Source organism: Lysobacter panacisoli (genome assembly GCF_009765165.1).
GTDB lineage: Bacteria > Pseudomonadota > Gammaproteobacteria > Xanthomonadales > Xanthomonadaceae > Lysobacter_J > Lysobacter_J panacisoli.
In genome coordinates this window covers 1982238-1998378 of record NZ_VLNU01000001.1, presented here as the reverse complement: position 1 = coordinate 1998378, position 16141 = coordinate 1982238, and the positions used below count along the sequence as shown (strand labels likewise).

Annotated in this window: 13 protein-coding genes; 12 read left to right on the top strand and 1 reads right to left on the bottom strand. The window is 68.9% G+C overall.

The window, feature by feature from the left end; genetic code table 11:
- The first annotated feature begins 118 nt into the window (after positions 1-118).
- The 12 genes from FOF45_RS09435 (at position 119) to FOF45_RS09380 (ending at position 12834) form a co-directional block, all read left to right on the top strand.
- A complete protein-coding gene (locus tag FOF45_RS09435) occupies positions 119-307 on the top strand; it encodes a hypothetical protein (protein ID WP_158984237.1) in 189 nt (62 codons plus the stop codon).
- Positions 308-465: 158 nt separating this feature from the next.
- Positions 466-2301: a dihydroxy-acid dehydratase gene (ilvD, locus tag FOF45_RS09430; protein WP_158984235.1), complete on the top strand. Its 1836-nt coding sequence runs from the start codon at positions 466-468 to the stop codon at positions 2299-2301.
- A 40-nt stretch (positions 2302-2341) separates the two neighbouring features.
- Complete coding sequence (gene ilvC, locus FOF45_RS09425) at positions 2342-3349, top strand: ketol-acid reductoisomerase (protein ID WP_158984233.1); 1008 nt, start codon at positions 2342-2344, stop codon at positions 3347-3349.
- Positions 3349-5088 carry an acetolactate synthase 2 catalytic subunit gene (gene ilvG, locus FOF45_RS09420; protein ID WP_158984231.1) on the top strand — a complete coding sequence of 580 codons (1740 nt, stop codon included), beginning with the start codon at positions 3349-3351 and terminating at the stop codon, positions 5086-5088. Before ilvC ends, ilvG begins: the two co-directional genes overlap by 1 nt.
- Positions 5072-5308 (top strand): ACT domain-containing protein, encoded by a 237-nt coding sequence (locus FOF45_RS09415; RefSeq protein ID WP_158984229.1) that lies wholly within the window; start codon positions 5072-5074, stop codon positions 5306-5308. Before ilvG ends, FOF45_RS09415 begins: the two co-directional genes overlap by 17 nt.
- Positions 5299-6258: an aminotransferase class IV gene (locus FOF45_RS09410; RefSeq protein ID WP_158984227.1), complete on the top strand. Its 960-nt coding sequence runs from the start codon at positions 5299-5301 to the stop codon at positions 6256-6258. Before FOF45_RS09415 ends, FOF45_RS09410 begins: the two co-directional genes overlap by 10 nt.
- A gap of 2 nt (positions 6259-6260) precedes the next feature.
- Positions 6261-7358: a threonine dehydratase gene (locus tag FOF45_RS09405; RefSeq protein WP_158984225.1), complete on the top strand. Its 1098-nt coding sequence runs from the start codon at positions 6261-6263 to the stop codon at positions 7356-7358.
- Positions 7355-8932 (top strand): 2-isopropylmalate synthase, encoded by a 1578-nt coding sequence (locus FOF45_RS09400; protein WP_158984223.1) that lies wholly within the window; start codon positions 7355-7357, stop codon positions 8930-8932. Before FOF45_RS09405 ends, FOF45_RS09400 begins: the two co-directional genes overlap by 4 nt.
- Positions 8933-8959: 27 nt before the next feature.
- Positions 8960-10417, top strand: a complete 1458-nt coding sequence (leuC, locus tag FOF45_RS09395; RefSeq protein WP_158984221.1) for a 3-isopropylmalate dehydratase large subunit — start codon at positions 8960-8962, stop codon at positions 10415-10417.
- Complete coding sequence (gene leuD / locus FOF45_RS09390) at positions 10417-11016, top strand: 3-isopropylmalate dehydratase small subunit (protein ID WP_158984219.1); 600 nt, start codon at positions 10417-10419, stop codon at positions 11014-11016. The genes leuC and leuD overlap by 1 nt, the downstream gene beginning before the upstream one ends.
- On the top strand, positions 11006-12094 hold the full coding sequence (leuB, locus tag FOF45_RS09385; protein ID WP_158984217.1) for a 3-isopropylmalate dehydrogenase: 1089 nt from the start codon (positions 11006-11008) through the stop codon (positions 12092-12094). Before leuD ends, leuB begins: the two co-directional genes overlap by 11 nt.
- A 59-nt stretch (positions 12095-12153) precedes the next feature.
- Positions 12154-12834, top strand: coding sequence for a hypothetical protein (locus tag FOF45_RS09380; RefSeq protein WP_158984215.1), 681 nt, complete (start codon positions 12154-12156; stop codon positions 12832-12834).
- Between the two features lie 12 nt (positions 12835-12846).
- On the opposite strand, the gene FOF45_RS09375 is transcribed toward FOF45_RS09380, so the two are convergent.
- Positions 12847-16011: an efflux RND transporter permease subunit gene (locus FOF45_RS09375; RefSeq protein ID WP_158984213.1), complete on the bottom strand. Its 3165-nt coding sequence runs from the start codon at positions 16009-16011 to the stop codon at positions 12847-12849.
- Between the last annotated feature and the right edge of the window lie 130 nt (positions 16012-16141).

Sequence of the window (16141 nt, the reverse complement as noted above, 5' to 3'; positions counted from 1 at the left end):
GGCCATGTCGTTGCAGGCGAAACCATCGCCGGCCCGAGGTACGCCGTTCGTCACGATTCGCTCCCGTTGCAAACGAAACTGTTGACACGCCCCTTTGGCGCATGTTTACCTCGACTCCATGACGCAGCGCAACAACCACCTGCAGACCGCATCGAACCGGAGCCGACGCCCGGTCGCGATCACGCGCGCAGCCGCTGACGCCAACGCACTCGCACTCCTGACGAAGGCCGCGCCGATCGCGGCCGCGCTCATTCTTGTACTCGTACTTATTACCGGGCTTGCCAGCGCGGAGTACGGGTTTGTGTAAGTAAGACACCACACACCCCAGGTCTCGATCCAAAGACCCCGCGCCCGACAACGGCGCGGGGTTTTTGTTTCTGCGGGCCTGGAATTCCACAACGAGGAATCCAGTTCGTGAGAAGCAACGCCATCAAGCAAGGCCCCGCTCGCGCTCCCGCACGCGCCATGCTGCGTGCGACCGGACTGGACGACGCGGCGATCGCGAAACCGCTGGTGGCGGTGGTGCACACCTGGTCGGACGTGTCGCCGTGCAACTTCACGCTGCGCGATCTCGCCCAGCACGTGCGTGACGGCGTGATCTCGCACGGTGGCACGCCCATCGAGTTCAACACGATCGCGGTAACGGACGGCATCGCGATGGGCTCCGACGGCATGCGCGCGTCGCTGGCCTCGCGCGAGACCATCGCCGACTCGATCGAGCTCGCCGTCGACGGCCATTGCCTGGATGCGATGGTGTTGCTGGTCGGCTGCGACAAGACCATCCCCGCCGCGGCGATGGCCGCGGCGCGGCTCGATATCCCGACCGTGATCCTCTACGGCGGCACGATCATGCCGGGCAAGTGTGCGAGTCCCCCCTCTCCCGACGCGCTCCGCGCGTCGACCTCTCCCGCAAGGGGAGAGGTGAAAAGCAAGGCTGGCGGCGAAGACGCTCGCGACCACGCAGATCCCTCTCCCCTCGCGGGAGAGGGACAGGCCCGCGCAGCGGGCCAGGGAGAGGGAGAGGGCAGCGAGCGAGCGCTCACGATCCAGGATGTCTTCGAGGCCGTCGGCGCGCATTCGGCCGGGAAGATCGACGATGCGGAGCTGCACCGCATCGAGTCGCACGCCTGCCCCGGCGCCGGCGCATGCGGGGGCCAGTTCACCGCCAACACGATGGCGATGGTGCTGACCTTCCTCGGCCTGTCGCCATTGCAGCTCAACGACATCCCCGCGATCCACCCCGACAAGCCCGCCGCCGCACGTGCCTGTGGCGCGCTGGTGATGCAGCGTCTGCGCGAGGGCGGGCCGGGACCGCGCGACCTCATCTCTCCCGCCGCGTTGCGCAACGCGGCGCGCGCGGTCTCGGCCACGGCGGGTTCGACCAACGCCGCGCTGCATTTGCTCGCGATCGCGCACGAAGCAGGTGTTCCGTTCGACCTCGAAGAATTCGAGGCCGCCGCGCACACGCCGGTCATCGCCGACCTCAAGCCCGGCGGCCGCTACACCGCGGCGGAGATGTTCGAGTTCGGCGGCACCGCGCTGGTCGCACGCGAGCTGCGTTCGGCGGGACTGATCGCCGACATCCCGACCGTCACCGGCCGCAGCTTCTTCGAGGAACTCGACACGATCCCCGCACCGAAACCGCAGGACGTGGTGCGTTCCGTCGCCGATCCGATCAAGCCGCGCGGCGGCTACTCGATCCTGTACGGCGATCTCGCACCGGAAGGCTGCATCGTCAAGCTCGCCGGCCACGGCATCGAGCACTTCGAAGGCGCTGCGCGCGTGTTCGATTCCGAGGAAGCGGCGTTCGCAGCGGTACAGGCGCGCAGCATCCGTGCGGGCGACGTCGTCGTCATCCGCTTCGAAGGTCCCGCCGGCGGACCGGGCATGCGCGAAATGCTGGCCGTCACCGCCGCGCTGGTCGGGCAAGGGCTGGGCAACGACGTCGCACTGATCACCGACGGCCGCTTCAGCGGTGCGACGCACGGCTTCATGGTCGGACACATCGCGCCGGAAGCCGCACGTGGCGGGCCGATCGCGAAGCTGCGCGACGGCGACCGCGTGCGCATCGACGTCGCCACGCGCCGCATCGACGTCGACGCCAACCTCGCCGCGCGCGAAGCCGCGCGCATCGCGCCGCGCGTGCGTACCGGCGTGCTCGCCAAGTACGCGCAGTCGGTCAGCTCGGCCTCGCGCGGCGCGGTCACCGCACCCGGACCGCTCGATGCGGATTGGCCGACCTCGCGTGAAATCCCCTTGCACGTCGTTCCCGACGAATCGCGGGAACTGCTTCTGGTTTGACGTTTCGCTCCGCCCTCCATTCCACCCACCGGACCACACCATGAGCACCCAGCACAAACCCCGCATCGCGATCGTCGGCTATGGCAGCCAGGGCCGCGCGCATGCACTGAACCTGCGCGACTCCGGCTTCGACGTCACCATCGGCCTGCGTCCCGGCGGCCCGACCGAGATCAAGGCGAAGGCGGATGGTTTCACCGTCAAGTCGCCGGCCGAGGCGGTGAAGGACGCGCAGCTCGTCGCCGTGCTCACGCCGGACATGGTGCAGCCGCAGCTCTACGGCGAGGTGATCGAACCGAACATCGCACCAGGCGCGTGCCTGCTGTTCGCGCACGGCTTCAACGTGCACTACGGCCAGATTTCGCCGCGCGAGGATCTCGACGTGGTGCTCGTCGCGCCGAAAGGACCGGGTGCGCTCGTGCGTCGCGAATACGAGATCGGTCGCGGCGTGCCGTCGGTGTACGCCGTGCACCAGGACCGCAGCGGCAATGCGGAACAGCTCGCGCTGACCTACTGCGCCGGCATCGGCGGCGCGCGCCAGAACGCGATCCGCACCACCTTCAAGGAAGAGACCGAGACCGACCTGTTCGGCGAGCAGGCCGTGCTCTGCGGAGGCGCGACCAAGCTGGTGCAGGCCGGCTGGGAAACGCTGGTCGAAGCCGGTTACCAGCCGGAAGTCGCGTACTACGAGTGCCTGCACGAACTGAAGCTGATCGTCGACCTGTTCTACGAAGGCGGCATCACCCGCATGCACGAGTTCATCAGCGAGACCGCGCAGTACGGCGCGCTCACACGCGGCCCGTACGTGGTCGACGAGAACACGCGCGCGCAGATGCGCAAGGTCCTCGCCGAGATCCAGGACGGCACGTTCGCGCGTCAGTGGATCGCCGAGTACGCGGCGGGCAACGCCAACTACAAGGCGCTCAAGCAGGCCGACCTCGACCATCCGATCGAAGCCGTCGGCAAGAAGCTGCGCGCGAACATGAAGTGGCTTTCCACCGCGCCGCAGGCCGCGCCGGCCAAGCAAGAAGCGCAGACCGAGGCCGCGTGATGAACGGTGCCCGCTGGCTGGTGCAGGCCCTGGCGACCGAAGGCGTCGATACGCTCTTCGGCTATCCGGGCGGCGCGATCATGCCGTTCTACGACGCCCTGCACGGGTCGGACCTGCGCCATGTGCTGGTCCGCCACGAGCAGGGCGCGGCCTTCGCGGCGAACGGCTATGCGCGGGCCAGCGGGCGCGTCGGCGTATGCGTTGCGACGTCCGGTCCCGGTGCGTCGAACCTCGTCACCGGCATCGCCGACGCGATGCTGGATTCGGTGCCGATGGTGATCATCACCGGCCAGGTGCCGACCGCGCTGATGGGCACGGACGCGTTCCAGGAACTGGACGTGTTCGGCATGACGATGCCGATCGTCAAGCACAGCTTCCTGCCGCGTCGCGTGGACGAGTTGCCGAACATGGTCGCGGAGGCATTCCGCATCGCGCGTTCGGGCCGTCCGGGCCCGGTGCTGATCGACCTGCCCAAGGACGTGCAGATCGGCGACGCCTCGCACCTGCCGCCGCATGTACCTGCAGCCATCGACGATGCGCCGGCACCGAAGGACGCGTCGCTGCATGCCGCGCTGGCGTTGATCTCGCAGGCGCACAAGCCGGTGGTGTACGGCGGCGGCGGCATCGCGCTGGGCGACGCGGTGGCGGCGTTCCGCACGTTCGTCGATGCGACGCAGATCCCGACCGTGCTGACGCTGAAAGGTCTGGGCGCGCTTCCATCGGGCCATCCGCTCAACCTGGGCATGCTCGGCATGCACGGCAGCCGCGCGGCGAACCTCGCCGTGCAGGAAAGCGACCTGCTGATCGTGGTCGGCGCACGCTTCGACGACCGCGCCACTGGCAAGCTCGCCGAGTTCGCACCGAACGCGCGCGTCGTCCACATGGACCTGGACGCGTGCGAGATCGGCAAGCTGCGCCACGCCGACGCCGGCGTGTGCGGCGACATCCGCCGCACGCTGACCGCGCTCACCCTGCCCTGCGCCGCGCACCTGCACGGGCGCAACGGTGCGGCGCGTCGCGCGTGGCGCGCGACGTGCCAGCAGCGCGCACGCGACCACGCTGCACGCTACGACGCATCGGGCGAATCGGTGTACGCGCCGGCGCTGCTCAAGCGCCTGTCCGAGCTGGCGCCCAGCGCCGTCGTCGCCTGCGACGTCGGCCAGCACCAGATGTGGGTCGCGCAGCACTGGCGTTTCGGCGAACCGCGCCAGCACCTGACCAGCGGCGCGCTCGGTGCGATGGGCTTCGGCCTGCCCGCTGCCATCGGCGCGCAGTTGCAGGATCGCGACGCGCAGGCGATCTGCGTGAGCGGTGACGGTTCGTTCCTGATGAACGTGCAGGAGCTGGCGACGCTGCGCCGCTATGGACTGCCGGTGAAGATCGTGCTGCTCGACAACCAGGCGCTGGGCATGGTGCGCCAGTGGCAGGAGCTGTTCTTCGAGAAGCGCTATTCCGAGATCGACCTGTCCGACAACCCCGACTTCGCGGCGATCGCCGCCGCGTTCGGCGTTCAGGCGATGCACATCGACCGCGCCGACCAGGTCGACGGCGCGTTGCAGGCACTGCTCGATGCACCGGGTCCGGCGCTGCTGCATGTCGCCATCGACACGGCGGCGAACGTGTGGCCGCTGGTGCCGCCCAACCACAACAACGCGCAGATGCTCGATCCGGAGCTCGAAGCGTCGCGCGCGTCCGAGACCACCCCCACGGAGGAAACCCGCCATGCGATACCAGCTTGATCTCACGCTTCGCCAGGCCGAAGGCGCGCTGTCGCGGGTACTGGGCGCGGCAGAGCGTCGCGGCTTCCGTCCGCTCGCCGTCGATGGTGAGGCGCAGGCCGACGGCGACCGCTGGCACCTGCGCCTGACCGTCGAAGGCGACCGCGCCGACACCACGCTGCAGAGCCAGATCGCCAAGCTCTACGACTGCCTCGCGGTGGAGGTGTCGCCATGTCAGTGATGGCCACCACGACGCCCGCATCGGCCCGACAACGCGGCGCGATGCCGCTGTCGATGCTCGACGAGGGGCGCCGCACCGACACGCCGCTGCTGTGGTTCGACGGCGAACTCGCCAGCGCCGATACGCTGCAGGCACCGCTGACCACCCATGCGATGCATTACGGCACCGGCGTGTTCGAGGGCATCCGCAGTTACGCAACGCGCGACGGCGCGGCGGTGTTCCGCCTGCCCGAGCACCTGGAGCGCATGCGCAAGGGCGCGGAGCTGCTGGGCATCGAGTTCGATGTGCAGCAGGCCTTCGACGCGACACTGGAAACGCTGCGCGCCAACGGCCATCGCGACGCCTATGTGCGCCCGCTGACATGGCTGGGCACCGGCGCGGACGGCATCACCGTCGGCCTCGACGTGCCCGGCCTGAGCCAGCACTTCATGGTCGTCACGCTGCCGACGATCGTCCACCTCAACGGCAAGCGCGCGCGCCTGACCGTGTCGCCGTGGCGGCGCAATCCCGCCACGTCGCTGCCGCCGCTGAAACTGTGCGGTGCCTACATCAACTCGATCCTCGCCAAGCGCGAATCGCGGCTGCGCGGCTTCGACGAGGCGCTGTTCGTCGACGACGAGGGAATGGTCGTCGAATGCACGGGCGCCAACGTGTTCATGGTGCGCAATGGCGAAGTCACGGCGGTGGAGCATCGCGACGCGCTGCCGGGCATCACGCGCGATACGGTGATCGCGTTGACCGGCGCGCAGTCGCGCGCGGTCACGCACCACGAGCTGCTCGACGCGGATGAGGTCTTCGTCTGCGGCACCGCGGCCGAAGTCGCGCCGATCTGCGCGCTCGACCGTCGCGAGTTCGGCGACAACCCCGTGACGCGCGAGCTGCAGGCGCTGTACGCGCGCGTCGTGCGCGGCGAGGAAAGCTCACGCGCCGCGTGGCTGACGACGGTCTGAGCATGGACGGCGACGTAGCCACCGATGGTCGCGACGCGATGGTTACCGTCGCCGATGTGCTGGCGGCGCAGGCGCGCCTGCGCCGCTACCTCGCACCGACGCCACTTCATCACGCGGAGCGCTTCGGCTGCTGGCTGAAGCTGGAGAACCTGCAGCGCACCGGCTCGTACAAGGTGCGCGGCGCGTTGAACGCGCTGCTGGCCGCGCGCGAGCGCGGCGACCATCGCCCGGTGATCGCCGCTTCCGCCGGCAACCATGCGCAGGGGCTGGCATGGGCCGCGTACCGCCTCGGCGTCGCCGCGATCACGGTGATGCCGCGCGGCGCGCCTCAAACCAAGATCGCCGGCGTGTCGCACTGGGGCGCGACCGTGCGCCTGCATGGCGACAGTTACGACGAGGCAAAGGCTTTCGCCGCCGAGCTTGCAGCACAGAACGGCTACCGTCTGCTGTCCGCATTCGACGATCCCGACGTGATCGCCGGACAGGGCACGGTCGGCCTGGAACTGGCGGCACTCGCACCCGATGCAGTGATCGTCCCCATCGGTGGCGGCGGCCTGGCTGCTGGCGTGGCGCTGGCATTGAAGTCGCAAGGCGTGCGCGTGATCGGCGCGCAGATCGAGGGTGTCGACTCGATGCTGCGCGCATTGCGTGGCGATCATGCGCTGCGCGAACCGGTCGCGACGCTCGCAGACGGCGTTCGCGTCAGGGAGCCCGGGCATCTCACCCAACACCTGCTCGCCTCGCTGATCGACGACATCGTCGTCGTGCGCGAAGCCGAGCTGCGCGAGACGCTGGTCCGTCTCGCACTGGAAGAACACATCATCGCCGAGGGCGCGGGCGCGCTCGCGCTCGCTGCCGGTCGTCGCGTCGCCGGCCGGCGCAAGTGCGCGGTCGTGTCCGGCGGAAACCTCGACGCCGGCGTGCTCGCGCAGTTGTTGTCCGAAGTGCGCCCGCGTGCGCCACGGCGTCCGCGACGCCGCCATCGCGAACTGCCGGCGACGCCTCCGCTGGAGCCGGCCATCGCCACGCTTCCCACTTTCCCCACCACCACGCCCCGCGCCGCCGCCGTCGTGCGCGCCCACGAGGAGCTACACGCATGAACGACCCCGCTTCCCGAGTACGCATCTTCGACACCAGCCTGCGCGACGGCGAGCAGTCGCCGGGGTGCAGCATGACCGCACCGCAGAAGCTGCGCTTCGCGCACGCGCTCGCCGAGCTTGGCGTCGATGTGATCGAGGCGGGCTTCCCGGCCAGCTCGGATGCCGACATGGACGCGGTGCGCACGATCGCGCGCGAAGTCCGCGGTGCCACCATCGCCACGCTCGCGCGGTGCCACACAGGCGATATCGAAGCCTGCGCACGTGCACTGGATGGCGCCGCGCATCCGCGCATCCATGTGTTCATCTCCACCAGTCCGCTGCATCGCGAACACAAGCTGGGACTCACGCGCGACCAGGTACTCGAGCGGGCCGTGATGGGCGTGACCCTGGCGCGAAAGTACGCGGACGACGTGGAGTTCTCGGCCGAAGATGCGCTGCGCACCGAACCGGACTTTCTTGCGCAGATATGCAGCGCGGCGGTAGCTGCCGGCGCGCGCACGCTCAACATTCCCGATACCGTCGGCTATACGACACCCAGCGAGATCCGGACGCTGTTCGAGTACCTGCGTGCCGCCGTCGCCGATTCCGGCGTCGCCGGCGCGGACCAGGTGGTGTTCAGTGCGCACTGCCACAACGACCTCGGCCTGGCGGTCGCGAACTCGCTGGCCGCGATCGAAGGCGGCGCGCGTCAGGTTGAATGCACCATCAATGGCATCGGCGAACGCGCCGGCAACTGCGCGCTGGAAGAGCTCGTGATGGCGCTGCGCGTGCGGGGCGAGTACTACGCCGCGCACACGCGCATCGATGCGCGCCGCCTCGTACCCACGTCGCGCCTGCTATCGCGCATCACCGGCATGGCCGTGCAGCGCAACAAGGCCGTGGTCGGGCAGAACGCGTTCGCGCACGAGTCCGGCATCCACCAGCACGGCATGCTCAAGCACCGCGGCACCTACGAGATCATGCGCCCGGAAGACGTGGGCTGGTCGCAGTCGCAGATGGTGATGGGCCGTCACAGCGGCCGTGCCGCGCTCAACGACCGCCTGCAGACGCTGGGCTTCACCCTCGACGAGGCGCAGCTCAACGCAGTGTTCGCGGGCTTCAAGACGCTGGCCGAGAAGAAGCGCGAAGTGTTCGACGCCGACCTGGAAGCGCTGGTGCTCGGCAGTGACGCGCGCGCCGCGCGTGGCCATCGTCTGGCGCGATTCCACGTCAGCACCGGCGTCGCGCAGGACAGCCTGCCGACCGCGAGCGTGCAGCTGGTCGATGCCGACGGCGCGACCGTCAGCGAGGCCGCGGTCGGCGACGGTCCCGTGCATGCACTGTTCGCCGCGCTTGCGCGTGCGACCGGCATCGCGCTGGAGATCGACAGCTACCAGGTCTCCAGCGTCACCACCGGCGACGACGCGCAGGGACAGGCGCAGATCATCGCGCGCGTGGACGGACGCGAACTGACCGGCTCCGGCACCAGCACCGACATCCTCGAAGCCAGCGCGCTGGCGTGGCTCGACGTCGCCAACCGCGCGCACCGCACGCGCGTGCAGGCGCAAACGCCGCGCGCCGTCGCCATTGCCTGACCACACCTCCATCCACGCCAGCCGACCATGACCCGCCAGCCCGAACCCAAGACACCTCGAACGCTGTTCGACAAACTGTGGGACGCGCATGTCGTCACGCCCGAGACCGACGCCGCGCCCGCGATCCTCTACATCGACCTGCACCTGATCCACGAAGTCACCTCGCCGCAGGCCTTCGCCGAACTCGACCTGCGCGGCCTTCCCGTGCGACGCCCCGAGCGCACGAAGGGCACGCTCGATCATTCCACACCGACACTGCCGGTCGATGCGAACGGACAGCGTCCCTACGTGAACGCGGAAGCGCGCGCGCAGGTCGACACGCTGCGCACCAACTGCGCGCGCTTCGGCGTGGAGCTGTTCGACTACGACAGTCCACAGCGCGGCATCGTGCACGTGATGGGACCGGAGCTGGGCCTGACCCAGCCGGGCCAGACCATCGTCTGCGGCGACAGCCACACCGCCACGCACGGCGCGTTCGGCGCGCTCGCGTTCGGCATCGGCACCAGCGAGGTCGGCCACGTACTGGCGACACAGTGCCTGCTGCAACGCAAGCCGAAGACGCTGTCGATCACCGTCGATGGCGAACTCGCGCCGGGCGTCGGCGCGAAGGACCTGATCCTGCACGTGATCGGCGTGATCGGCGTCAACGGCGGCACGGGTCACGTCATCGAGTACCGCGGCTCCGCCATCCGTGCACTGTCGATGGAGCAGCGCATGACCGTGTGCAACATGTCGATCGAGGCCGGCGCGCGCGCGGGCCTGATAGCGCCGGATGCGGTGACGTTCGACTACCTGCGCGGACGCCCGCGCGCGCCGCAGGGCGCGGACTTCGATGCCGCGGTCGAACGCTGGTCGCGGCTGGGCGGCGACGATGGCGCGCGTTTCGATCGCGAAGTGCACGTCGACGCGCGTGACATCCAGCCGACCGTCACCTGGGGCACGCACCCGGGCCAGGTCGCGGCGATCTCCGCGAACGTACCCGCACACGACGACGGCGACGAAGCCAAGGCGCGCGACTACATGGGGTGGCAGGCGGGCGCGTCGCTCGCCGGGCGACCGGTGGATGTGGTGTTCGTCGGCAGCTGCACCAATTCGCGCCTGTCCGACCTGCGCGAAGCGGCGAGCGTCCTGCGCGACCGCCACGTGCATCCGCGCGTGCGCATGCTGGTGGTGCCGGGTTCGGAGCAGGTCAAGCGCGAGGCCGAAGCCGAGGGTATCGACCGCATCGTCCGCGCCGCCGGCGCGGAGTGGCGCGAGCCGGGTTGCTCGATGTGCATCGCCATGAACGGCGACATCGTCGGGCCCGGACAACTGGCGGTGTCGACCAGCAACCGGAATTTCGAGGGGCGCCAGGGCAAGGGCGCGCGCACCGTGCTCGCCTCGCCGCTCACCGCCGCCGCGTGTGCGGTCGCCGGCGAGATCACCGACCCGCGCCCCTACCTGACCACCGCGCCTGCGGTCGTCGCCGAACTGGAGCATGCGTGATGCAAGCGCTGACCGAGATCGTCTCGCGCACTGTCGTACTGCGCGAACGCAACATCGACACCGACCAGATCATCCCCGCGCGCTTCCTCACCACGACCGAGCGCAAGGGTCTGGGGAAGCACGCGTTCAACGACTGGCGCCAGCTCGTCGATGGCTCGCCAAATCCGGATTTCCCGTTCAATCGCGCTGAGAACATCGGCGCGCGCATCCTCGTCGCCGGTCGCAATTTCGGCTGCGGATCCTCGCGCGAACACGCGCCGTGGGCGCTGGCCGACCTCGGCCTGCGTGCGGTCATCAGCGCCGAGATCGCCGACATCTTCCGCAGCAATGCGCTCAAGAACGGCCTGCTGCCGGTCGTGCTGCCGGAGGACGTCGTCGATGCGCTGCTGGAACAGCCCGGCGTCGAGCTTCGCATCGATGTCGCGCAGCGCAGCGTGACATTGCCGGACGGATCGAGCGTGCGCTTCCCGCTCGACGCGTTCGCGCAGACGTGCCTGCTCGAGGGCGTGGACCAGCTCGGCTACCTGCTCCGGCAGAACGACGCCATCACCCGATTCGAACAACAACGCCAATCCCAGGAGTTCCGCCATGCAAGCTGAGATCGTCGTCCTGCCGGGCGATGGCATCGGACCGGAAGTCACCGCCGCCGCGGTGCAGGTGCTGCGCGCGGTCGCGCAACGTTATGGACACCAGTTCTCGTTCGAAGAGAGGCTCATCGGCGGCGCGGCCATCGACGCCACCGGCGAGCCGCTTCCACTGGACACGCTCGCCGCCGCACAGCGCGCGGATGCGGTTCTGCTGGGTGCAGTGGGCGGGCCGAAGTGGTCCGATCCGAAGGCGAAGGTGCGCCCCGAACAGGGCCTGCTTGCGATCCGCAAGGCGCTCGGCCTGTACGCGAACCTGCGCCCGGTGAAGCCGCATCCGGCCGCGCTGGGCGCGTCGCCGATCAAGCCGCACCTGCTCACCGGCGTGGACCTGATGGTCGTGCGCGAGCTCACCGGCGGCATCTACTTCGGCGCCAAGCAACGCCGTGGCGACGCGGCGAGTGACCTGTGCGAGTACACCGTCGCCGAGATCGAACGCGTCGTCCGCCATGCCTGCACGCTGGCACGCGCGCGACGCGGCCACGTGACGTCGGTCGACAAGGCCAATGTGCTGGAAACCTCGCGGCTGTGGCGCGAAGTCGCCACGCGCGTGGTGCGCGACGAGTTCCCGGAGATCACGCTCGAACACCAGCTGGTCGATTCGATGGCGATGCACCTGTTGGCAAAACCGCGTGAGTACGACGTGATCGTTACGGAAAACATGTTCGGCGACATCCTGACCGACGAAGCCTCGATGCTGGCCGGTTCGCTGGGGCTGCTGCCGTCGGCGTCGCTCGGGGCGGGACGCGTCGGCCTGTACGAGCCGATCCACGGTTCGGCGCCGGACATCGCCGGGCTCGGCGTCGCCAATCCGTACGCCACCATCCTCAGCGCGGCGCTGCTGTTGCGGCATTCGCTGGGCCTGGAGGCCGAGGCGCGCTGCGTCGAGAAGGCCGTGGACGGCGCGCTCGATGCGGGTGTGTTCACCGCGGACCTTGCGCCGGCAGGCCGCGGCGTGGGGACCCGGGCCGCGACCGCGGCGGTGCTGGAGCAGCTGGAACTGGAGTGCCAGCCGGTGGTCCTGCGCGACTGAACGCCTCGGGCGGAACCGTCGCATTGCGCGGCGGTCCGCGTCGGGCTAGCGTGCGGCCCATGACGACCGCACCCCGGCTGACCGTTCTGATCCTCGCCTCGCTGGCCGCGCTTTCGGCGTGCCGCTCCAACCCCGCCACCGATGCGGGGCCGTCGAGTGGTGCGTCCGCCAATGGGATGGCCCGGCCGACCGCCATGCCGGCGACCGATGCGTTCTTCCGCAACCTCTCGACGCTGTGCGGCCATGCGTATGCGGGCCGCGTCATCGTCGACCGGCCGACGCCGGCCGGGCTGAGTCCGTTCGAGGGCAAGGCGCTGGTCATGCACGTGCGCGAATGCACGCCCGACACCGTGCGCATTCCGCTTATGGTCGGCGACGACCGTTCGCGCACGTGGATCGTCACGCGCACCGCGACGGGCCTGCGCCTGAAGCACGACCATCGACGCCAGGACGGCACCGAGGATCCGCTGACGATGTATGGCGGCGACACGGTGAAGGCGGGTTCGGCCAAGCGTCAGGTGTTCCCCGCCGACGAGCAGACGAAAGCTCTGTTCGTTAGCGAGCAGCGCAACGTTTCCGTCACCAACGTGTGGGCGATGGAAGTCGAACCGGGCGAGCGTTTCATCTACGAGCTCTCGCGCCCCGGTCGCATGTTCCGCGTCGAGTTCGATCTCAGCGAACCCGTCCCCGCGCCACCGCCGCCGTGGGGCTGGCGCCAGCTCGAGAACGGGACGCCCTGAGGGCGTCGCGCGTCACGTCGCCTGCGGCGCCTTCACCCGGAACCACGCCGCGTACAGCGCCGGCAGGAACAGCAGCGTCAGGAAGGTGGCGACCGTCAGGCCGCCCATGATCGCCACCGCCATCGGCCCGAAGAACGCGCTGCGCGACAGCGGGATCATCGCGAGGATCGCCGCCAGCGCGGTCAGCACGATCGGACGGAAGCGACGCACCGTCGCCTCGACGATCGCCTGCCACGGCTGCGCGCCTTCGCCGATGTCGTGTTCGATCTGGTCGACCAGGATCACCGAGTTGCGCATGATCATGCCCGCCAGCGCGATCGTGCCGAGCATCGCGACGAAGCCGAACGGCACGCGGAACACCAGCAGGAACAGCGTCACGCCGATCAGTCCCAGCGGCGCGGTCAACAGCACCATGAAACTGCGCGTGAAGCTGCGCAACTGCAGCATCAGCAGGGTGAACACCACGAACAGGAACAGCGGCATGCCGGCGACGATGGACCGTTGGCCGCGCCCGGAATCCTCGACGCTACCGCCAATGTCGATCGAGTAGCCATACGGCAGCTGCGCGCGCAGGTCGTCCAGCGTCGGCGAGATCTGCGCGGTGACCGTGGCCGGCTGCGTGCCGTCGTAGATGTCGGCGCGCACGGTCATGGTCGGCTGGCGGTCGCGGTGCCAGATGATGCCTTCCTCGAAACCGTAGTCGAGCGTGGCGATCTGCGTGAGCGGGACGCTGCGGTTGTTCGCGGTCGGCACCATCAGGCTGCCGAGCATGTCCAGGCGCAGGCGTTCCTCGGCGGGGCCGCGCAGCAGCATCTCGACCAGTTCGTTGCCTTCGCGATAGGTGCTGATGTGCGAGCCCGACAGCGAACTCGACAGGAACTGCGCCAGGTGCGCCGAGCTCACGCCCAGCGCGCGTGCGCGTTCCTGGTCGACGACCAGACGCACGACCTTGTTCGGCTCGTCCCAGTCCAGGTTCACGTTGACCACGTGCGGATTGGTGCGGATCTTCTTCTGCACCTGGTAGGCGATCGCACGCACGCGGTCGATGTGCTCGCCCGACACGCGGAACTGCACCGGGTAGCCGACCGGCGGCCCGTTCTCCAGGCGCGTGACGCGCATCTGCAGCTCGGGGAAGCGCTGGAACACGTCCTCGATCAGCCAGCGACGGATTTCCTCGCGCGATTCCAGATCCTTCGGCGTGAGCACGAACTGGGCGAAGTTCGCCGCCGGCAGCTGCTGGTCGAGCGGCAGGTAATAGCGCGGCGAACCGGTACCGACGTATGCGACGTAATTGGCCAGGTCCTTGCGCGTGGCGAGGATCTTCTCCAGTCGCTGTGCCTGCGTGGTGGTCGCACGCAGCGAACTGCCTTCGGCCAGCTCCATGTCGACCATCAGCTCGGGGCGCGTGGAATCCGGGAAGAACTGCTGCGGCACGAAGCGGAACAGGAACACCGACGCGACGAACGCAGCGGCGGTCACCGCGATCACCAGCCAGCGTCGGCGCACGCAGAACGTCACCCACTCGCGGAACTTCACGTAGAACTTGGACGCGTACGGATCGTGCGCGTGTCCGTCGATGGGCGGCTTGGGCGCGATGTAATCGTGCAGCGCGGGGAAGCGGCTGGCGACGCGCTCGCGGAACGCGTACCAGCGCGCGGGCAGCGATCCTGGCTTCGGCGGCTTCGCGGCATGGCCGTAGTCGGGCAGCAGTTTGTCACCCAGGTACGGAATGAACGCCACCGCGGCGATCCACGACACGATCAGCGCGATCGTCACCACTTCGAACAGCGAGCGCGTGTACTCGCCGGTGCTCGACTTGGCCGTGGCGATGGGCAGGAAGCCGGCGGCGGTGATCAGGGTGCCGGTGAGCATCGGGAACGCGGTGCTGTCCCACGCGAACGCAGCGGCCTTGAGGCGACTGAAGCCCTGCTCCATCTTGATGGCCATCATCTCCACCGCGATGATCGCGTCGTCGACGAGCAGGCCCAGCGCCAGCACCAGCGCGCCCAGCGAGATCTTGTGCAGGCCGACGCCGAACAGATCCATCACGGCGAAGGTCATCGCCAGCACGAGCGGGATCGACAGCGCGACCACGAAGCCGGTGCGCAGGCCGAGCGAGAAGAAGCTCACCAGCAGCACGATGGCGACGGCTTCCGACAGCACGCGCACGAACTCGCCGACCGACTCGGTCACGGCCGCGGGCTGGTCGGCGACCTTGCGCAGCTCCATGCCGGCGGGCAGCGTTCTCTGCAGGTTGGCGAACTCGACTTCCAGCGTCTTGCCGAGTTTGAGGATGTCGCCGCCTTCCTTCATCGCAACGCCTATCCCGATGGCGTCCTCACCCATGAAGCGCATGCGTGGCGCCGGCGGATCGGAGAATCCGCGGCGCACGTCGGCGACGTCGCCGAGTCGGAACGTGCGGTCGCCGACGCGGATCGGGAACTCGCGGATCTCGTCGACCGAGGTGAACTTGCCGCCCACGCGCAGCGGCACGCGCGTGCTGCCGGTCTCGAAGAAGCCGGCGGGTACCATCGCGTTCTGCTCGTCCAGCGCCTGCTGCACGGCCGCCGCGGGCACGCCGAGCGTGGCCAGCTTCACGTTCGACAGCTCGACCCAGACCTTCTCGTCCTGCACGCCGAACAGCTCGATCTTGCCCACGTCGGGCTGCTTCTGCAGCGCCAGCTGCACGCGCTCGGCGTAGTCCTTGAGCACGGCGTAGTCGAAACCCTTGCCGGTCAGCGCGTAGATGTTGCCGAAGGTGTCACCGAATTCGTCGTTGAAGAACGGCCCGACCACATCGCTCGGCAGCGTCGGGCGGATATCGCCGATCTTCTTGCGCACCTGGTACCACAGCGGCCCGATGTCCTTGGAGCGCAGCGAATCCTTGGCGACGAACATCACCTGAGATTCGCCGGCGCGCGAGTACGAGCGGATGAACTCGTACTGGCCGGTCTCCATCAGTTTCTTCTCGACGCGCTCGGTGACCTGCCGCGACACTTCTTCCGCAGTCGCGCCCGGCCACAGCGTGCGGATCACCATCACCTTGAAGGTGAAGGATGGATCTTCGCTGCGCCCCAGCCGCAGGTACGAGAACGCGCCGGCGATCGCCATCACCAGCATCGCGTAGACGATCAGGCTGCGATGGCGCAGCGCCCATTCGGAGAGGTTGAAGCGCATGGGGGCGTGGGCTCAGTTCCTGGATCTTCGTTGCTGACGGAGAAGGCGCGGCGCTTCACGCACTGCCGGCGCTCTCCCCCATCCCGTTCCCTTCCCCCGCAAGCGGGAGAAGGGCGTGGGTACCGGGCGG